This is a genomic window from Serratia sp. SM04 (genome assembly GCF_040280225.1).
In the GTDB taxonomy this organism is placed as follows: Bacteria; Pseudomonadota; Gammaproteobacteria; order Enterobacterales; family Enterobacteriaceae; genus Serratia; species Serratia sarumanii.
This window is the reverse complement of record NZ_JBEOQT010000007.1, coordinates 156,478-171,529: the sequence shown is the minus strand read 5'-3', so window position 1 is coordinate 171,529 and position 15,052 is coordinate 156,478. Positions and strand designations below refer to the sequence as shown.

Here is a 15,052-nt window from a genome sequence, read left to right as displayed (position 1 = left end):
ATTATTCTCATCTGCGGACCGCCCGTCGGTCCGCCCGTGGAGTTTTTATGGTTCCCGAGTTTGATTGGCCGCAGATCGATACCGTGCTGCTGGATATGGACGGCACCTTGCTGGATCTGGAGTTCGACAGCCACTTTTGGCTCAGCCTGGTGCCGCAGGCGCTGAGCGAAAGGCGCGCCATTCCGTTCGACGAAGCCCGCAATATCATTGAGCGGGAATATCAGGCGGTGCAGCACACCATGAACTGGTATTGCTTCGATTACTGGAGCGAGCGGTTGGATCTGGATATCTACCGCATGACCAGCGAAGTGGGCAGCCGCGCCCGGCTGCGCGAAGACACCGAGCCGTTTTTACAGGCGCTGCGCGACGCCGGCCTGCAAACCATTTTGCTGACCAATGCGCATCCGCACAGCCTGGCGGTGAAAATCGAGCATACCGGCCTCGATCGGCACCTTGATTTATTGTTTTCCACCCACACATTTGGTTATCCGAAAGAAGATCAGCGTCTGTGGCAGGCGGTGCAGCAGCACACCGGATTCAATCCGCAGCGCACGCTGTTCGTCGACGACGGCGAGCCGATCCTCGACGCGGCGCGCGCTTTCGGCATTCGTTACTGCCTGGGCGTGCAAAACCCGGACTCCAGCACGGCGGAAAAAAGCTTCCAGCGCCATCCGTCGATGCGCGACTATCGCCTGCTGATACCGGCGCTGGCCAAGGGGGAAGCATGAAGGAAAAAGCGACGCGCGACGACGCGGTCCGGCTGGACAAGTGGCTGTGGGCCGCACGCTTCTACAAGACCCGCGCGCTGGCGCGCGAAATGATCGACGGCGGCAAGGTGCATTACAACGGCCAGCGCGGCAAGCCGAGCAAGATTGTCGAACTCAACGCCGAGCTCAAGCTGCGGCAGGGTAACGAAGAACGAACCGTGATCGTGCTGGCGCTGAGCAGCCAACGCCGCGGCGCCGGCGAGGCGCAGCAAATGTATCAGGAAACCGAAGCCAGCATCGCCAACCGCGAAAAAATGGCGCTGGCGCGCAAGATGAACGCGTTGACCATGCCGCATCCGGACCGCCGTCCGGACAAAAAGGAGCGGCGCGACCTGATGAAATTTAAATTTGGTGAGCCGGAATAACCCCTCACCGCAATGAGAGAAGATTATGTCCAACCATGACCAATTGCACCGTTACCTGTTTGAAAACTACGCGGTGCGCGGCGAGCTGGTTACCGTCAGCGAAACCTATCAGCAGATCCTGAATAATCACGACTACCCGGCGCCGGTGCAAAAGCTGCTGGGCGAGCTGCTGGTCGCCACCAGTCTGCTGACCGCGACCCTGAAGTTCGACGGCGACATCACCGTGCAGCTGCAGGGCGACGGCCCGCTGAAGCTGGCGGTGATCAACGGCAACAACCGCCAGGAGATGCGCGGCGTTGCGCGCACCCAGGCGCCTATCACCGACGACAGCACCCTGCATCAGATGATCGGCAACGGTGTCATGGTCATCACCATTTCCCCGACGGAAGGCGAGCGCTATCAGGGCGTGGTCGGCCTGGAAGGTGAAACCCTGGCCGAGTGCCTGGAAGCCTACTTCCGCCAGTCCGAACAGCTGCCAACCCGCCTGTTCATCCGCACCGGCGAAGCGGAAGGCCACGCCGCAGCGGCCGGTATGCTGCTGCAGGTGCTGCCGGCGCAGGACGGCAACCTCGATGATTTCGATCATCTGGTGCAACTGACCAACACGGTAAAAAGCGAAGAGCTGTTCGGCCTGCCGGCCAACGAAGTGCTGTACCGCCTGTATCACCAGGAAGAAGTCACCCTGTACGAGCCGCAGGACGTGCAGTTCCGTTGCACCTGTTCACGCCAGCGTTGCGCCGACGCACTGCTGACCCTGCCGACCGACGAAGTGGCGGACATGCTAGAGCAGGACGGCAATATCGACATGCACTGCGACTACTGTGGCAGCCACTATGTCTTTGACCCGGTTGATGTTGCCGCCTTGTATGCGGGTAATACCGGCGAAAGCGATAGGTTGCACTAAGTTATACCCCCTTCGGCGGGCGCGCCCGGCGCCCGCCAACGCCCGCCGTTTGCACGTTTGCTTTTTTCCGTGTGCTATCTCTCAGATCGTAACGAAATACCGCCTAAAACGTTAAATATTTGATACCCATCGCTGTTACGCACCGTTAGATCCCTACAATTGCCGCCAGAAATTCTGTGACCAAGGAGTAGTAACATGCGCGTTAAAGGTATAACCCCTCAGGATCTGGCCGCTTACGGCATTCACGACGTTAGCGAAATCGTTCACAACCCGAGCTATGAACTGCTGTTTAAGGAAGAAACAGACCCATCTCTGGAAGGTTTTGAGCGTGGGGTAGTCACCAAGCTGGGTGCCGTCTCCGTCGATACCGGCATCTTCACCGGCCGCTCGCCGAAAGACAAATACATCGTCCGCGACGACATCACCCGCGATACCGTGTGGTGGGCCGATCAGGGCAAAGGCAAAAACGACAACAAACCCCTCAGCCCGGAAGTGTGGGCCGATCTGAAACACCTGGTCACCGAACAGCTTTCCGGCAAGCGCCTGTTCGTGGTGGATACCTTCTGCGGCGCCAACGCCGACTCGCGCCTGAAAGTGCGCTTCATCACCGAGGTGGCCTGGCAGGCGCACTTCGTGAAAAACATGTTCATCCGCCCGAGCGACGAAGAGCTGGCTGACTTCGAGCCGGACTTCGTGGTGATGAACGGCGCCAAATGCACCAACCCGAACTGGCAGCAGCAAGGCTTGAACTCGGAGAACTTCGTCGCCTTCAACCTGACCGAGCGCATGCAGCTGATCGGCGGCACCTGGTACGGCGGCGAAATGAAGAAAGGCATGTTCTCGATGATGAACTACCTGCTGCCGCTGAAAGGCATCGCCTCGATGCACTGCTCGGCCAACGTGGGCGAGAAAGGCGACGTGGCGGTGTTCTTCGGCCTGTCCGGCACCGGCAAAACCACCCTCTCCACCGACCCTAAGCGTCAGCTGATCGGCGATGACGAGCACGGCTGGGACGACGACGGCGTGTTCAACTTCGAAGGCGGCTGCTACGCCAAGACCATCAAGCTGTCTGAAGAAGCCGAGCCGGACATCTACCACGCCATCAAACGCGACGCGCTGCTGGAAAACGTCACCGTGCTGGCCGACGGCAGCATCGACTTCAACGACGGTTCGAAAACCGAGAACACCCGCGTTTCTTACCCGATCTACCATATCCAGAACATCGTCAAGCCGGTGTCCAAGGCGGGTCACGCCACCAAGGTGATCTTCCTGACCGCCGACGCTTTCGGCGTGCTGCCGCCAGTATCGCGCCTGACCGCCAACCAGACTCAGTACCACTTCCTGTCCGGCTTCACCGCCAAACTGGCCGGCACCGAGCGCGGCGTCACCGAACCGACGCCAACCTTCTCCGCCTGCTTCGGCGCCGCGTTCCTGTCGCTGCACCCGACGCAGTACGCCGAAGTGCTGGTGAAACGCATGCAGGCCGCCGGCGCCCAGGCTTACCTGGTCAACACCGGCTGGAACGGTACCGGCAAGCGCATCTCGATCAAAGATACGCGCGGCATCATCGACGCCATCCTGAGCGGTGAAATCGACAAGGCGGAAACCGTCACCCTGCCGATCTTCGATCTGGCGATGCCGACCGCGCTGCCGGGCGTGAACCCGGAGATCCTCGATCCGCGCAATACCTACGCCAGCCTCGAGCAGTGGCAGGAAAAAGCGCAGGATCTGGCCGAGCGCTTCATCACCAACTTCGACAAATACACCGACACGCCTGCGGGCGCCGCGCTGGTCAGCGCCGGCCCTAAGCTGTAATTCGGTAGCGTTACCTCTTCAGCTAAGGCGCGGATCCCGCGCCTTTTTTTATTTTCAGCGATTGCTTTTTAACCAGCAAGGCGAGAAAATAAGTCAATGCAATCATTGATAGCAAAGGAGGTTTCAATGGCTACTATCACCGTCAGAAATCTGGACGACGAAATCAAAGAGCTGCTGCGTATTTCAGCGGCGAAAAACGGCCATTCCATGGAAGAGGAAGCGCGCATGATCCTGAAACAGGCGCTGGTGAAAAAGCCGCCGCGCTATGGATTGGGTACCTGGATGCATCAGCACTTCGCCGAATTTGGCGGCGTCGAGCTGGAGATCCCACCGCGTGACGCCGTGCCACCACGCATCGTCACCTTTGATGATGAAGATGACAACGCATGATCATTCTCGACACCAACGTCATTTCAGAAACGCTGCGCCCCAGCCCGTACTACAACGTCATTAACTGGCTAAATGAAAAGGACAATGACGATCTCTATCTGAGCGCCATTGTCCTGGCCGAACTGTTCAGCGGCGTCGCCTGCATGCCTGACGGCAAGCGCCAGCGGGATCTCAAGCTCAAATTGGCGGACGCTCTTGAATTGAAGTTCGAGGGGCAGATATTGCCGTTTGATGGGCTGTGCGCGATGCAATACGCGGAATTGACGGCAAGGAATCGGCTTCTGGGTAAAGCGATGAGCGTGCCGGATGCCCAAATCGCCGCCACCTGCCTGCATTACGGCGCCGCCCTGGCTACCCGCAATACCAAAGACTTCCTCCACTGCGGCATCGAGTTAATCGATCCGTGGCAGGCGCCGACCGGCCGTCGGTTGCATGAGGATGCGGCGGAATATTACGTGATGAGCAGGAAGTCCTGACGGGGCCGCAACGACGCGGCCCGCGCCAAGCGCGTCAGGCGTTTTCCCTGGCGGTTTGATGGCCGTTGGCCGACTCTTTTTTCTCCATCGGCAACGGAATATACGCGCGGATCAAGAGCCCGCCGCGTTCGCTGGTGCCGATTTCCAACTCACCGTCGTGCGCATCGATAATACGCTGCACGATCGCCAGCCCCAGACCGGTGCCGCTGGTGCTGCGCGCGCTGTCACCGCGGACGAACGGCTGCAACAGGTGCTTCAACTCTTCCGGCTTGATGCCCGGGCCGTCGTCTTCCACCTGGAACCAGCCGCGCTGCAGCTCGCGGCCGCTGCTGACCTTGATCCAGCCGTTGCCGTAACGCGCCGCGTTCACCACCATGTTCACCGCCGCCCTCTTAATCGACAGCGGGTGCACGTTCATCATCAGTTCACCCGGCGACAGCGCGGTTTCAATCACCCGCTCATAGCCGCTTTCCGCCGCGACCACCTCGCCCAAAATGGCGTTCAGATCGCTGCTTTCGGTCGGCATCTCCTGCCCGGTGCGCAGATAATCGATGAACTGCTCGATGATGGCGTTGCACTCTTCGATGTCTTTATTGATCGACTCGGCCAGATAGCCGTCTTCGGCGCTCATCATCTCCGTCGCCAGCCGGATACGCGTCAACGGCGTGCGCAGATCGTGGCTAACCCCGGCCATCAGCAAGGTGCGGTCATCCGCCAGCTGCTTGACGCCCGACGCCATCTGATTGAATGCGCGAGTCACCGACCGCACTTCGGAAGCGCCATACTCGCGCAGCGGCGGCGGAATAATCCCCTTGCCCACCTGCAGCGCCGCATGTTCCAGCTCCACCAGCGGGCGGTTTTGAATGCGGATAAACAGCCAGGCGCCGCCGATCGCCAGCAACATGATCGCCAGCGTATAGCGGAACAGCGGAGAGAAGTCGCCCTGGTGGATTTCCGTCAGCGGCACGCGCACCCAGATATCGGGCTGCAGCCAGGTTTTCAGCCACACCACCGGGGAGTTCTTGTTCACCTCCACCCGCACATCGGTCGGCCCGCCGAGCTGCTGCGCCATCTGCTGGCTGAGGAACTGGTAGTGCTGCGCCCAGCGCAGGCCGCTCTCCTCCGCCGCCGAGTTGGTGTAGAGAGAGATGCCCAGTTCGCGGTAGATCTCGCGGCGGAACGCCGGCGGCACTTCCAGCAGCGTGCCGTCCTCCAGCTGCAGCCGATCGGTCATCAGCATACGCACTTCGTAGGCCAATACCTTGTTGAACTGCTGCAGGCTGGGCAGGATGGCGAAGTTCAGCACCACCAGATAGGTCGTCACCAGGCTGACGAACAGCAGGGTGACGATCAACAACAGGGTTCGGGCAAACGAGCTACGCGGTGAAAAGCGCAATCGCCTCATGCCTTGCTGCCGTCCGGGACGAACACGTAGCCGAGACCCCAAACGGTCTGGATATAACGCGGATGCGCCGGATCTTCTTCCACCATGCGGCGCAGGCGAGAGATCTGCACGTCGATGGAACGCTCCATGGCGCTGTATTCGCGGCCACGCGCCAGGTTCATCAGCTTATCGCGCGACAGCGGTTCACGCGGGTGGCTGACCAGCGCCTTCAGTACCGCGAACTCGCCGCTGGTCAACGGCATCGGTTCGTCTTCGCGGAACATCTCGCGGGTGCCGAGGTTCAGTTTGAATTTGCCGAACGCGATCACCGCTTCTTCCTGCGAAGGCGCGCCCGGCAGTTCGTTAGCCTGGCGGCGCAGCACTGCACGAATGCGAGCCAACAGCTCACGCGGGTTAAACGGTTTAGGAATGTAGTCGTCGGCGCCGATTTCCAGCCCGACGATGCGATCGACCTCTTCACCTTTGGCGGTGACCATAATGATCGGCATCGGGTTGCTCTGGCTGCGCAGGCGGCGGCAGATGGACAGGCCGTCTTCGCCCGGCAACATCAGATCGAGCACCATCAAATGGAAGGATTCACGGGTCAGCAAGCGATCCATTTGCTCAGCGTTGGCAACGCTGCGAACCTGGAAGCCCTGCTCGGTTAAATAACGTTCCAAAAGTGCGCGCAGGCGCATGTCATCATCGACAACCAGGATCTTATGATTCTCTTGCATGGTATTACTCCCAAAGGCTTTATTGCCTGACTCGAATATTGTTAGAAAACCTTGCCATTTGAGACAGCGTTTAATGGTATGTATTCTAGACGAAATTGTTACAAAGCTTATTCTTTTCCCCATTTATCAACAATTTTCAGTGAATGTCGACGGGGGTTCGTCAAAATATCGCCCTTTATCAGCGCAATGTGGGGCCGCGGCCCAATTTTACGCAATTTCGCCACCGGCAAACCGCACGGTGGCGTTTTGACGGCGAGTCAGGAAGTCTGCAGGAAACGCGCCAGCTGCCGGCGCAGCTGCCGGTTCTCTTGCTGCAGCGCCTCAACCCGATCGAGCAACGTCAGCGCCATGGCGATCCCCGGCCAATCCAGATCCAGCTCGGCCCGCAGCCTGCGCGCACGCTGCAGATGGCTCAGCGCCGGGTAGTCGAACTCCCAGCTCGGCTGCGCCGGCTCCAGCGGCACGATCACGCCCAGGCCAACGATCTCGACCAGCTCATCCTCTGAAATCTCCACCCGTTGGCACAGTTCCACCACGGTGAAAGTGATCTCTTTCTTCATCATGTGCTTTACTCCCATTCCGCGCGCGGGTTGAACGCCGCCTGTTCAGCCAGTTCTCGCCACAGGGCGCTGGCCTTCTCGTTCGGCTTCGGCGGCATCACCACCTTGAGAATGACATACAGGTCACCGGGCTCTTTCTTGCCCGCCAGCCCCTTGCCCTTGACCCGCAGCCGTTTGCCGCTCTGGCTGCCGGCCGGCACGGTCAACGCGATTTTGCCGGTCAGCGTCGACACCTCAATGCTGGCGCCGAGCGCCGCTTCCCACGGGGCGAGCGGCGCCACGATGCTCAGGTTGTGGCCGTCAATCTCGAACAGCGGGTGCGGCGCGAGGCGGATGACCAGATACAGGTCGCCGTTCTGGCCGCCGCCCACGCCGGCCACGCCCTGCCCCTTGAGGCGAATGCGCTCGCCGTCGCCCACCCCGGCCGGGATTTTCACGTTCAGCGTTTTGCTGGCTTCGCTCACCTGCCGCCCCAGCTCGTCGTACACCGGCAGCTTGTAGGAGATCTCGCGGCTTTGGCCATGCAGCGTTTCCTCGAGGAACAGCGGCACCTCCATCTCGAGATCCTGGCCGCGGAAGCCATGCCCGCCGTGCGAGTGCGAAGCGGAGCGATGCCCGCCCGCCGCACGCCCGCCGAACATGTTTTCGAAGAAATCGGAGAAGTCTTGCGCGTCGGCACCGCCGCCGTGCCATGAAGCGCTCTGCTGATAGCCGCCGCGATCGCCGCGCGCCTGGCGGCCAAAGTTCGGATCGTTGCGGTGCAGCCGGATCTGATCGTACTCGGCGCGGCGCTCTTCGTCCTTCAGCACCTCATAGGCTTCGGCCAGCTCCTTGAATTTGCTCTCGGCGTCTTCTTCGGTGCTCACGTCAGGGTGATATTTACGCGCCAGCCGGCGGTAGGCCGTTTTGATGGTTTTCAGATCGGCGTTGGGCTCAACGCCCATCGTTGCGTAGTAATCTTTAAATTCCATGCGGTAATACCTTCAATGTGTTGGGTTGTGCGCCAAAATTCCTTGTCTCTCTCGCCAGATATCCTCCTTTCGTCACATTCCTTTTCCGCTATCGCTAAGCATACTCCCGATTGTTAAAAGCTGCGCAAACTGAATAACAACCGTGCGGCAACGCGCAGGCCCGCGCGCCATTTCTAAAGCCCCCCGCATTCACGTACACTGTGGCGGTGGCCCCATAAAGATAAATCACCATGAGAACTCAACTGATAACCCGTGAAGGGTATGACAAGCTCAAGCAAGAGCTGGATTACCTCTGGCGCGAAGAACGCCCCGAGGTGACCAAGAAAGTGACCTGGGCCGCCAGCCTGGGCGACAGAAGCGAAAACGCCGACTACCAGTACAACAAGAAGCGGCTGCGCGAGATCGACCGCCGCGTCCGCTATCTGACCAAATGCCTGGAGCAATTGAAGATCGTCGATTACTCCCCGCAGCAGGAAGGCAAGGTGTTCTTCGGCGCCTGGGTGGAGGTGGAGAACGACGACGGCGAGACCAAACGCTTTCGCATCGTCGGTTACGACGAGATCTTCGGCCGCAAGGATTACATCTCCATCGACGCGCCGATGGCGCGCGCCCTGCTGAAAAAAGAGGTCGGCGACGTCGCCACCGTCAATACGCCGCTGGGCGAGGCGCAGTGGTACGTTAATGAGATAGACTACCCGAAGTAAGCTTTCAGCTTTTTCCGAACCGCCGCCAACGCCGCCGCCTGCGCAGTTCTCCACGTGGCGGCCGCGCGGCGGCGGCCCGCTCCACTGGCATTTTCCCCGATCAATCCGTATAACTGTCCCCTGTTTATTCACCGTTCTCAATACAGATACCAGACCTATGAATGACCCACTGAGCCGCATTATTGCAACAGAACTGCAGGCCCGGCCGGAGCAAGTCGACTCCGCCATCCGTCTGCTGGATGAAGGTAATACCGTGCCCTTTATTGCACGCTATCGTAAGGAAGTCACCGGGGGCCTGGACGACACCCAACTGCGCCAGCTGGAAACCCGCCTGGGTTATCTGCGTGAACTGGAAGATCGTCGTCAGACCATCCTGAAGTCGATCGATGAACAGGGCAAACTGACCGAACAACTGGCGGGGGCGATCAACGCCACGCTGAGCAAGACCGAACTCGAAGACCTCTACCTGCCGTACAAACCGAAGCGCCGCACCCGCGGCCAGATCGCCATCGAGGCCGGTCTGGAACCGCTGGCGGACGCGCTGTGGCAGGATCCGCAACAGCAGCCGGAACAGCTGGCTGAACGCTACGTCGACGCCGACAAGGGCGTGGCGGACGTCAAAGCCGCCCTCGACGGCGCGCGCTATATCCTGATGGAGCGCTTCGCCGAAGATGCCTCGCTGCTGGCCAAGGTGCGCGACTACCTGTGGAAAAACGCCCATCTGGTGTCCAAAGTGGTCGAGGGCAAGGAAGAAGAAGGCGCCAAGTTCCGCGACTATTTCGATCACCACGAACCGATTTCCCAGGTGCCTTCGCACCGCGCGCTGGCGATGTTCCGCGGCCGCAACGAAGGCGTGCTGCAGCTGGCGCTGAACGCCGATCCGCAGTTTGAGGAAGCGCCGCGCGAAAGCCAGGCGGAGCTGATCATCATCAATCACCTCAACCTGCGCCTGAACAACGCCCCGGCCGACGCCTGGCGCAAGGCGGTGGTCAACTGGACCTGGCGCATCAAGGTGCTGCTGCACCTGGAAACCGAGCTGATGGGCACGGTGCGCGAGCGCGCGGAAGATGAAGCGATCAACGTTTTCGCCCGCAACATGCATGATCTGCTGATGGCCGCGCCGGCCGGCATGCGCGCCACCATGGGCCTCGATCCGGGCCTGCGCACCGGGGTGAAAGTCGCCGTGGTCGACGCGACCGGCAAGCTGGTCGCCACCGACACCGTCTACCCGCACACCGGGCAAGCGGCCAAAGCCGCCGCCATCGTCGCGGCGCTGTGCATCAAACACAACGTGGAGCTGGTGGCCATCGGCAACGGCACCGCTTCGCGTGAAACCGAGCGTTTCTATCTCGACCTGCAAAAGCAGTTCGGCGAGGTCCGGGCGCAGAAAGTGATCGTCAGCGAAGCGGGCGCGTCGGTGTATTCCGCGTCCGAACTGGCGGCGCAGGAGTTCCCGGATCTCGACGTGTCGCTGCGCGGCGCGGTGTCCATCGCCCGTCGTCTGCAGGATCCGCTGGCGGAGCTGGTGAAAATCGACCCGAAATCCATCGGCGTCGGCCAGTATCAGCACGACGTCAGCCAGAGCCAGCTGGCGAAGAAGCTGGACTCGGTGGTGGAAGACTGCGTGAACGCCGTCGGCGTCGATCTGAACACCGCGTCGGTGCCGTTGCTGACCCGCGTGGCCGGCCTGACGCGCATGATGGCGCAGAACATCGTCAACTGGCGCGACGAGAACGGCCGCTTCAGCAACCGTGAACAGCTGCTGAAAGTCAGCCGCCTGGGGCCGAAGGCCTTCGAACAGTGCGCCGGCTTCCTGCGCATCAACCACGGCGACAACCCGCTGGATGCTTCCACCGTTCACCCGGAAGCCTACCCGGTGGTGCAGCGCATCCTGGCCGCCACCGAGCAGGCGCTGCAGGACCTGATGGGCAACGCCTCGGCGGTGCGCAGCCTGAAAGCGGTCGATTTCACCGACGACAAGTTCGGCGTGCCGACGGTCACCGACATCCTGAAAGAGCTGGAGAAGCCGGGCCGCGATCCACGTCCGGAGTTCAAAACCGCCACCTTCGCCGAAGGCGTGGAAACCCTCAACGATCTGCAGGTGGGCATGATCCTGGAAGGGTCGGTCACCAACGTCACCAACTTCGGCGCCTTCGTGGATATCGGCGTGCATCAGGATGGCCTGGTGCACATCTCCTCGCTGGCGGACAAGTTCGTTGAAGATCCGCACACCGTGGTGAAGGCCGGCGACATCGTCAAAGTGAAGGTGATGGAAGTCGATCTGCAGCGTAAACGCATCGCGCTGAGCATGCGCCTGGATGAGCAGCCGGGCGAAGGTTCACCGCGCCGCGGCGGCAACGCGCCTGCACAGACGCGCGACCACGCCAACCGTTCGGCGGGCGGCAACAAGGCCAAACCGCGCAACGCGGCGCCGGCTGGCAACAGCGCCATGGGCGACGCGCTGGCGGCGGCATTCGGCAAGAAACGCTAAGTCAGATCCAACAGGGGGCGGAGCCTGCTCCGCCCCTTTCTGATGAATAAAACTTGCGGCATTTCTTGACCCGCCTCAATAAACCGTCATCTTTTTATTTCCCGCGCCTGCGTGACCACCCTCCCATTATTCAGGCAACAACAATCCCTTCTGCAGCCATTTATTAACAACTTCGTTAACACGCATTTTTCATCTCGCGAATTGTGAGAGAAACACAAATGGTTACCGCTCGCATTACGGCGGAATAATGTTATCGAATTGCCTTTCGGTGGAAATAAATAAAGGGAAAAAACCATCTATATTTGCAAACAAGAAAACTCGGCTACAAATACGTAACTGATTTAACTCGCCATTCTCATTTGTTCCCCAGCGCAACCGGTGGTAAAACGTCGTTAATCAAGACAACGCCATCAAAAACTGTCGACGCCATAATAATTGGTTACAATACCCTTACTTTTTGTATTGAACGCGATAATGATAATTACTATTATTTGCGCTCACTTTATTGCATGACCTTATGGATGAATACCGCCGACGGCGTGGCATTTTCGCCGGCAACGTCCAATTATCATCAGCCCGATGCTCATCGGCACCCGGAAGGTTAATCACATGCAGCTCCAACCTAAACGCACGTATAAGATTGTCGGCTTTTCCGGTGAAATTGCGCCGGCCTACCGCCAGAAACTGTTATCGCTCGGCATGCTGCCCGGCTCTTCGTTCGACGTAGTGCGCGTCGCACCGCTGGGCGATCCGATAGAAATTAAAACTCGCCGCGTCAGCCTGGTGCTGCGCAGGAAGGATCTGGCGCTGCTGCAGCTCGACGGCCAGCCCTGAGCCGCCGCGCTCTCCGTTTGCCGACGCGCCTTTGCGCCGGCGCTGTTCTCCTTGAAGACGACACGCTGAACTATGAAAAAACTCACCATCGGCTTAATCGGTAACCCGAACTCCGGCAAAACCACGCTGTTCAACCAGCTGACCGGCGCACGCCAACGGGTCGGCAACTGGGCGGGCGTGACGGTCGAACGCAAAGAAGGCCATTTCACCACCCCGCAGTCCGACGTACGGCTGGTCGATTTGCCCGGCACCTACTCCCTGACCACCATTTCAGAGCAAACCTCGCTCGACGAGCAGATCGCCTGCCACTACATTTTGAGCGGCGACGCCGATCTGCTGATCAACGTGGTCGACGCCTCCAACCTGGAGCGCAACCTCTACCTGACGCTGCAGCTGCTGGAGCTGGGCATTCCCTGCATCGTGGCGCTGAACATGCTCGACATCGCCAAAAGTCAGCATATCGATATCGACGTCGCCGCGCTGTCGGCGCGCCTCGGCTGCCCGGTAGTGCCGATGATCTCCACCCGCGCCGACGGCATCGGCGTGCTGAAACAGATGATCGACAATCATCACATCAACGAACAGCAGGCGCTGGTGAACTACCCACCGCTGTTGCTGAAAGCGGTCGCCACGCTGAGCGACGCCATGCCGCAAACGCTGCCGGCGGTGCAGCGCCGCTGGCTGGCATTGCAAATGCTGGAAGGCGACATCTACAGTCACCGGCTGGCCGGCCCCGCCGTCGCGCTGTTGCCTGCGGCTGCCCAGGCGTTGCAACAGCAGCAGCAGGAAGACCCGGCGCTGGTGATCGCCGACGCGCGCTACCAGTCCATCGCCGCCCTGTGCGATGAGGTCAGCAACTCGCAGCAGGCGATGCCCAACCGCCTGACCGAACTGCTGGATAAAGTGATCCTCAACCGCTGGCTGGGCGTGCCGATCTTCCTGCTGGTGATGTACCTGATGTTCCTGCTGGCGATCAACATCGGCGGCGCGCTGCAGCCGATCTTCGATATCGGCTCGGCGGCGATCTTCATTCAGGGCATTCAGTGGCTCGGCTACACCCTGCACTTCCCCGACTGGCTGACCGTTTTCCTGGCGCAGGGCGTCGGCGGCGGCATCAATACCGTGCTGCCGCTGGTGCCGCAGATCGGCATGATGTACCTGTTTCTGTCGTTCCTGGAGGATTCCGGCTACATGGCGCGCGCGGCGTTCGTGATGGATCGCCTGATGCAGGCGCTCGGGCTGCCGGGCAAATCCTTCGTGCCGCTGATCGTCGGCTTCGGCTGCAATGTGCCGTCCATCATGGGCGCCCGGACGCTGGATGCCCAGCGCGAGCGCCTGATCACCATCATGATGGCGCCGTTCATGTCCTGCGGCGCCCGTCTGGCGATCTTCGCGGTGTTCGCCGCCGCCTTCTTCGGCCAGGACGGCGCCGGGGTGGTGTTCTCGCTGTACATGCTCGGCATTGCGGTGGCGATCCTCACCGGCCTGGTGCTCAAATACACCCTCATGCGCGGCGAAGCCTCGCCGTTCGTGATGGAGCTGCCGGTCTACCATGTGCCGCACCTGAAAAGCCTGCTGCTGCAAACCTGGCAGCGGCTGAAAGGCTTCGTGCTGCGCGCCGGCAAGGTGATCGTGGTGGCCAGCATATTCATCGGCGGCCTGAACAGCTTCTCGTTCAGCGGCAAGACGGTCGACAACATCAACGACTCCGCGCTGGCCTCGGTCTCCAGGGTGCTGACGCCGCTGCTGCAGCCGATGGGCGTCCACAGCGATAACTGGCAGGCCACCGTCGGGCTGGTGACCGGCGCGATGGCGAAGGAAGTGGTGGTCGGCACGCTGAATACGCTGTACACCGCCGAGCGCATCAACAAAGAGGCGTTCGACGCCGCCAACTTCAACCTGCTCGATGAACTGGGCGGCGCGCTGCACGAAACCTGGGACGGCCTGAAAAATACCTTCAGCCTGAGCGTGCTCTCCAACCCGATCGAAGCCAGCAAGGGCGACGGCGAGATGGGCGTCGGCTCAATGGGCGTGATGAGCAGCAAATTCGGCTCCGGCATCTCCGCCTACAGCTACCTGATCTTCGTGCTGCTGTATGTGCCTTGCGTCTCGGTGATGGGCGCCATCGCCCGTGAATCGAGCCGCGGCTGGATGACCTTCTCTATTCTGTGGGGGCTGAACGTGGCCTACTCGCTGGCGACGCTGTTCTATCAGGCGGCCACCTTCAATCAACACCCGCAGTACAGCCTGACGGCGATCCTGGCGGTGGTGCTGGTGAATCTGCTGGTGCTGTTCGGCCTGCGCCGGGCGCGCAGCCGCGTCACGGTGCGCCTGGGCAACGCCACGCCGGCGGCCTGTTGCCAGAGCGCCAAAGGGAGCTGTCACTGATGGCCGGGCTGCTGCAGGTGCGCGATGCGCTGGCGCTGCGCGGCAGCGCCCAGGCGCAGCAGCTCAGCCACTCGCTGGCGACGCCGCTGCCGCTGGTGCAGGCGATGCTGGATCGATTGACGGCGATGGGAAAAGTGGAACGCATCGAACAGGATGACGGCGCCTGTCTGAGCGGCAGTTGCAAAAGCTGCCCGCATGGGGAGGGGTGCAGCACGGTGTTCTACCGGCTGAAGGCCTGACGATCAGGGGCGCCATGACGGGCGCCC

The 15,052-nt window shown here is 60.7% G+C and carries 15 protein-coding genes; 11 read left to right on the top strand and 4 right to left on the bottom strand.

Going from position 1 to position 15,052, the window contains the following annotated elements:
• Nucleotides 1–47: 47 nt before the first annotated feature.
• The 6 genes from yrfG to ABTW55_RS12330 all read left to right on the top strand — a co-directional run bounded on the left by yrfG (nucleotide 48) and on the right by ABTW55_RS12330 (nucleotide 4,717).
• Nucleotides 48–728 carry a GMP/IMP nucleotidase gene (gene yrfG, locus ABTW55_RS12355; protein ID WP_033636308.1) on the top strand — a complete coding sequence of 227 codons (681 nt, stop codon included), beginning with the start codon at nucleotides 48–50 and terminating at the stop codon, nucleotides 726–728.
• The gene (gene hslR, locus ABTW55_RS12350) at nucleotides 725–1,132 is read left to right on the top strand and encodes a ribosome-associated heat shock protein Hsp15 (protein WP_033636309.1); all 408 of its coding nucleotides are present in this window, start codon (nucleotides 725–727) and stop codon (nucleotides 1,130–1,132) included. The genes yrfG and hslR overlap by 4 nt, the downstream gene beginning before the upstream one ends.
• Nucleotides 1,133–1,157: 25 nt before the next feature.
• Complete coding sequence (gene hslO / locus ABTW55_RS12345) at nucleotides 1,158–2,036, top strand: Hsp33 family molecular chaperone HslO (RefSeq protein ID WP_060423648.1); 879 nt, start codon at nucleotides 1,158–1,160, stop codon at nucleotides 2,034–2,036.
• A gap of 195 nt (nucleotides 2,037–2,231) precedes the next feature.
• Nucleotides 2,232–3,851 carry a phosphoenolpyruvate carboxykinase (ATP) gene (gene pckA, locus ABTW55_RS12340; protein WP_015379308.1) on the top strand — a complete coding sequence of 540 codons (1,620 nt, stop codon included), beginning with the start codon at nucleotides 2,232–2,234 and terminating at the stop codon, nucleotides 3,849–3,851.
• 126 nt (nucleotides 3,852–3,977) lie between these two features.
• Nucleotides 3,978–4,241 (top strand): plasmid stability protein, encoded by a 264-nt coding sequence (locus ABTW55_RS12335; protein ID WP_004930730.1) that lies wholly within the window; start codon nucleotides 3,978–3,980, stop codon nucleotides 4,239–4,241.
• Nucleotides 4,238–4,717, top strand: a complete 480-nt coding sequence (locus ABTW55_RS12330) for a type II toxin-antitoxin system VapC family toxin (protein ID WP_033636311.1) — start codon at nucleotides 4,238–4,240, stop codon at nucleotides 4,715–4,717. The genes ABTW55_RS12335 and ABTW55_RS12330 overlap by 4 nt, the downstream gene beginning before the upstream one ends.
• 34 nt (nucleotides 4,718–4,751) lie before the next feature.
• On the opposite strand, the gene envZ is transcribed toward ABTW55_RS12330, so the two are convergent.
• The 4 genes from envZ to cbpA all read right to left on the bottom strand — a co-directional run bounded on the left by envZ (nucleotide 4,752) and on the right by cbpA (nucleotide 8,369).
• Entirely contained in the window at nucleotides 4,752–6,122 is a 1,371-nt protein-coding gene (gene envZ, locus ABTW55_RS12325) for a two-component system sensor histidine kinase EnvZ (protein ID WP_033636312.1), read from the bottom strand.
• Nucleotides 6,119–6,838, bottom strand: coding sequence for a two-component system response regulator OmpR (ompR, locus tag ABTW55_RS12320; protein ID WP_004709363.1), 720 nt, complete (start codon nucleotides 6,836–6,838; stop codon nucleotides 6,119–6,121). The genes envZ and ompR overlap by 4 nt, the downstream gene beginning before the upstream one ends.
• Nucleotides 6,839–7,095: 257 nt before the next feature.
• Nucleotides 7,096–7,401 (bottom strand): chaperone modulator CbpM, encoded by a 306-nt coding sequence (locus tag ABTW55_RS12315; RefSeq protein ID WP_033636313.1) that lies wholly within the window; start codon nucleotides 7,399–7,401, stop codon nucleotides 7,096–7,098.
• A 5-nt stretch (nucleotides 7,402–7,406) separates the two neighbouring features.
• A complete protein-coding gene (gene cbpA, locus ABTW55_RS12310; RefSeq protein ID WP_060423645.1) occupies nucleotides 7,407–8,369 on the bottom strand; it encodes a curved DNA-binding protein in 963 nt (320 codons plus the stop codon).
• Between the two features lie 230 nt (nucleotides 8,370–8,599).
• Between cbpA and greB the strand changes: the two genes are divergently transcribed.
• The 5 genes from greB to ABTW55_RS12285 all read left to right on the top strand — a co-directional run bounded on the left by greB (nucleotide 8,600) and on the right by ABTW55_RS12285 (nucleotide 15,025).
• The gene (gene greB, locus ABTW55_RS12305; RefSeq protein WP_033636315.1) at nucleotides 8,600–9,073 is read left to right on the top strand and encodes a transcription elongation factor GreB; all 474 of its coding nucleotides are present in this window, start codon (nucleotides 8,600–8,602) and stop codon (nucleotides 9,071–9,073) included.
• A 157-nt stretch (nucleotides 9,074–9,230) separates the two neighbouring features.
• Nucleotides 9,231–11,564 carry a Tex family protein gene (locus ABTW55_RS12300; protein ID WP_033649332.1) on the top strand — a complete coding sequence of 778 codons (2,334 nt, stop codon included), beginning with the start codon at nucleotides 9,231–9,233 and terminating at the stop codon, nucleotides 11,562–11,564.
• A 609-nt stretch (nucleotides 11,565–12,173) separates the two neighbouring features.
• A complete protein-coding gene (gene feoA, locus ABTW55_RS12295; protein WP_025304553.1) occupies nucleotides 12,174–12,398 on the top strand; it encodes a ferrous iron transporter A in 225 nt (74 codons plus the stop codon).
• Between the two features lie 72 nt (nucleotides 12,399–12,470).
• On the top strand, nucleotides 12,471–14,786 hold the full coding sequence (gene feoB, locus ABTW55_RS12290; RefSeq protein ID WP_033655250.1) for a Fe(2+) transporter permease subunit FeoB: 2,316 nt from the start codon (nucleotides 12,471–12,473) through the stop codon (nucleotides 14,784–14,786).
• Entirely contained in the window at nucleotides 14,786–15,025 is a 240-nt protein-coding gene (locus tag ABTW55_RS12285; RefSeq protein WP_060423643.1) for a FeoC-like transcriptional regulator, read from the top strand. Before feoB ends, ABTW55_RS12285 begins: the two co-directional genes overlap by 1 nt.
• Nucleotides 15,026–15,052: the final 27 nt, after the last annotated feature.

Bases quoted from the DNA above. Each gene is read 5' to 3' on its own strand.
- ABTW55_RS12335 (WP_004930730.1), top strand. From the start codon at position 3,978: ATGGCTACTATCACCGTCAGAAATCTGGACGACGAAATCAAAGAGCTG.
- greB (WP_033636315.1), top strand. From the start codon at position 8,600: ATGAGAACTCAACTGATAACCCGTGAAGGGTATGACAAGCTCAAGCAA.
- ABTW55_RS12285 (WP_060423643.1), top strand. From the start codon at position 14,786: ATGGCCGGGCTGCTGCAGGTGCGCGATGCGCTGGCGCTGCGCGGCAGC.
- ompR (WP_004709363.1), bottom strand. From the start codon at position 6,838: ATGCAAGAGAATCATAAGATCCTGGTTGTCGATGATGACATGCGCCTG.
- hslR (WP_033636309.1), top strand. From the start codon at position 725: ATGAAGGAAAAAGCGACGCGCGACGACGCGGTCCGGCTGGACAAGTGG.
- feoA (WP_025304553.1), top strand. From the start codon at position 12,174: ATGCAGCTCCAACCTAAACGCACGTATAAGATTGTCGGCTTTTCCGGT.
- feoB (WP_033655250.1), top strand. From the start codon at position 12,471: ATGAAAAAACTCACCATCGGCTTAATCGGTAACCCGAACTCCGGCAAA.
- ABTW55_RS12300 (WP_033649332.1), top strand. From the start codon at position 9,231: ATGAATGACCCACTGAGCCGCATTATTGCAACAGAACTGCAGGCCCGG.
- pckA (WP_015379308.1), top strand. From the start codon at position 2,232: ATGCGCGTTAAAGGTATAACCCCTCAGGATCTGGCCGCTTACGGCATT.
- hslO (WP_060423648.1), top strand. From the start codon at position 1,158: ATGTCCAACCATGACCAATTGCACCGTTACCTGTTTGAAAACTACGCG.
- ABTW55_RS12315 (WP_033636313.1), bottom strand. From the start codon at position 7,401: ATGATGAAGAAAGAGATCACTTTCACCGTGGTGGAACTGTGCCAACGG.
- yrfG (WP_033636308.1), top strand. From the start codon at position 48: ATGGTTCCCGAGTTTGATTGGCCGCAGATCGATACCGTGCTGCTGGAT.
- envZ (WP_033636312.1), bottom strand. From the start codon at position 6,122: ATGAGGCGATTGCGCTTTTCACCGCGTAGCTCGTTTGCCCGAACCCTG.
- cbpA (WP_060423645.1), bottom strand. From the start codon at position 8,369: ATGGAATTTAAAGATTACTACGCAACGATGGGCGTTGAGCCCAACGCC.
- ABTW55_RS12330 (WP_033636311.1), top strand. From the start codon at position 4,238: ATGATCATTCTCGACACCAACGTCATTTCAGAAACGCTGCGCCCCAGC.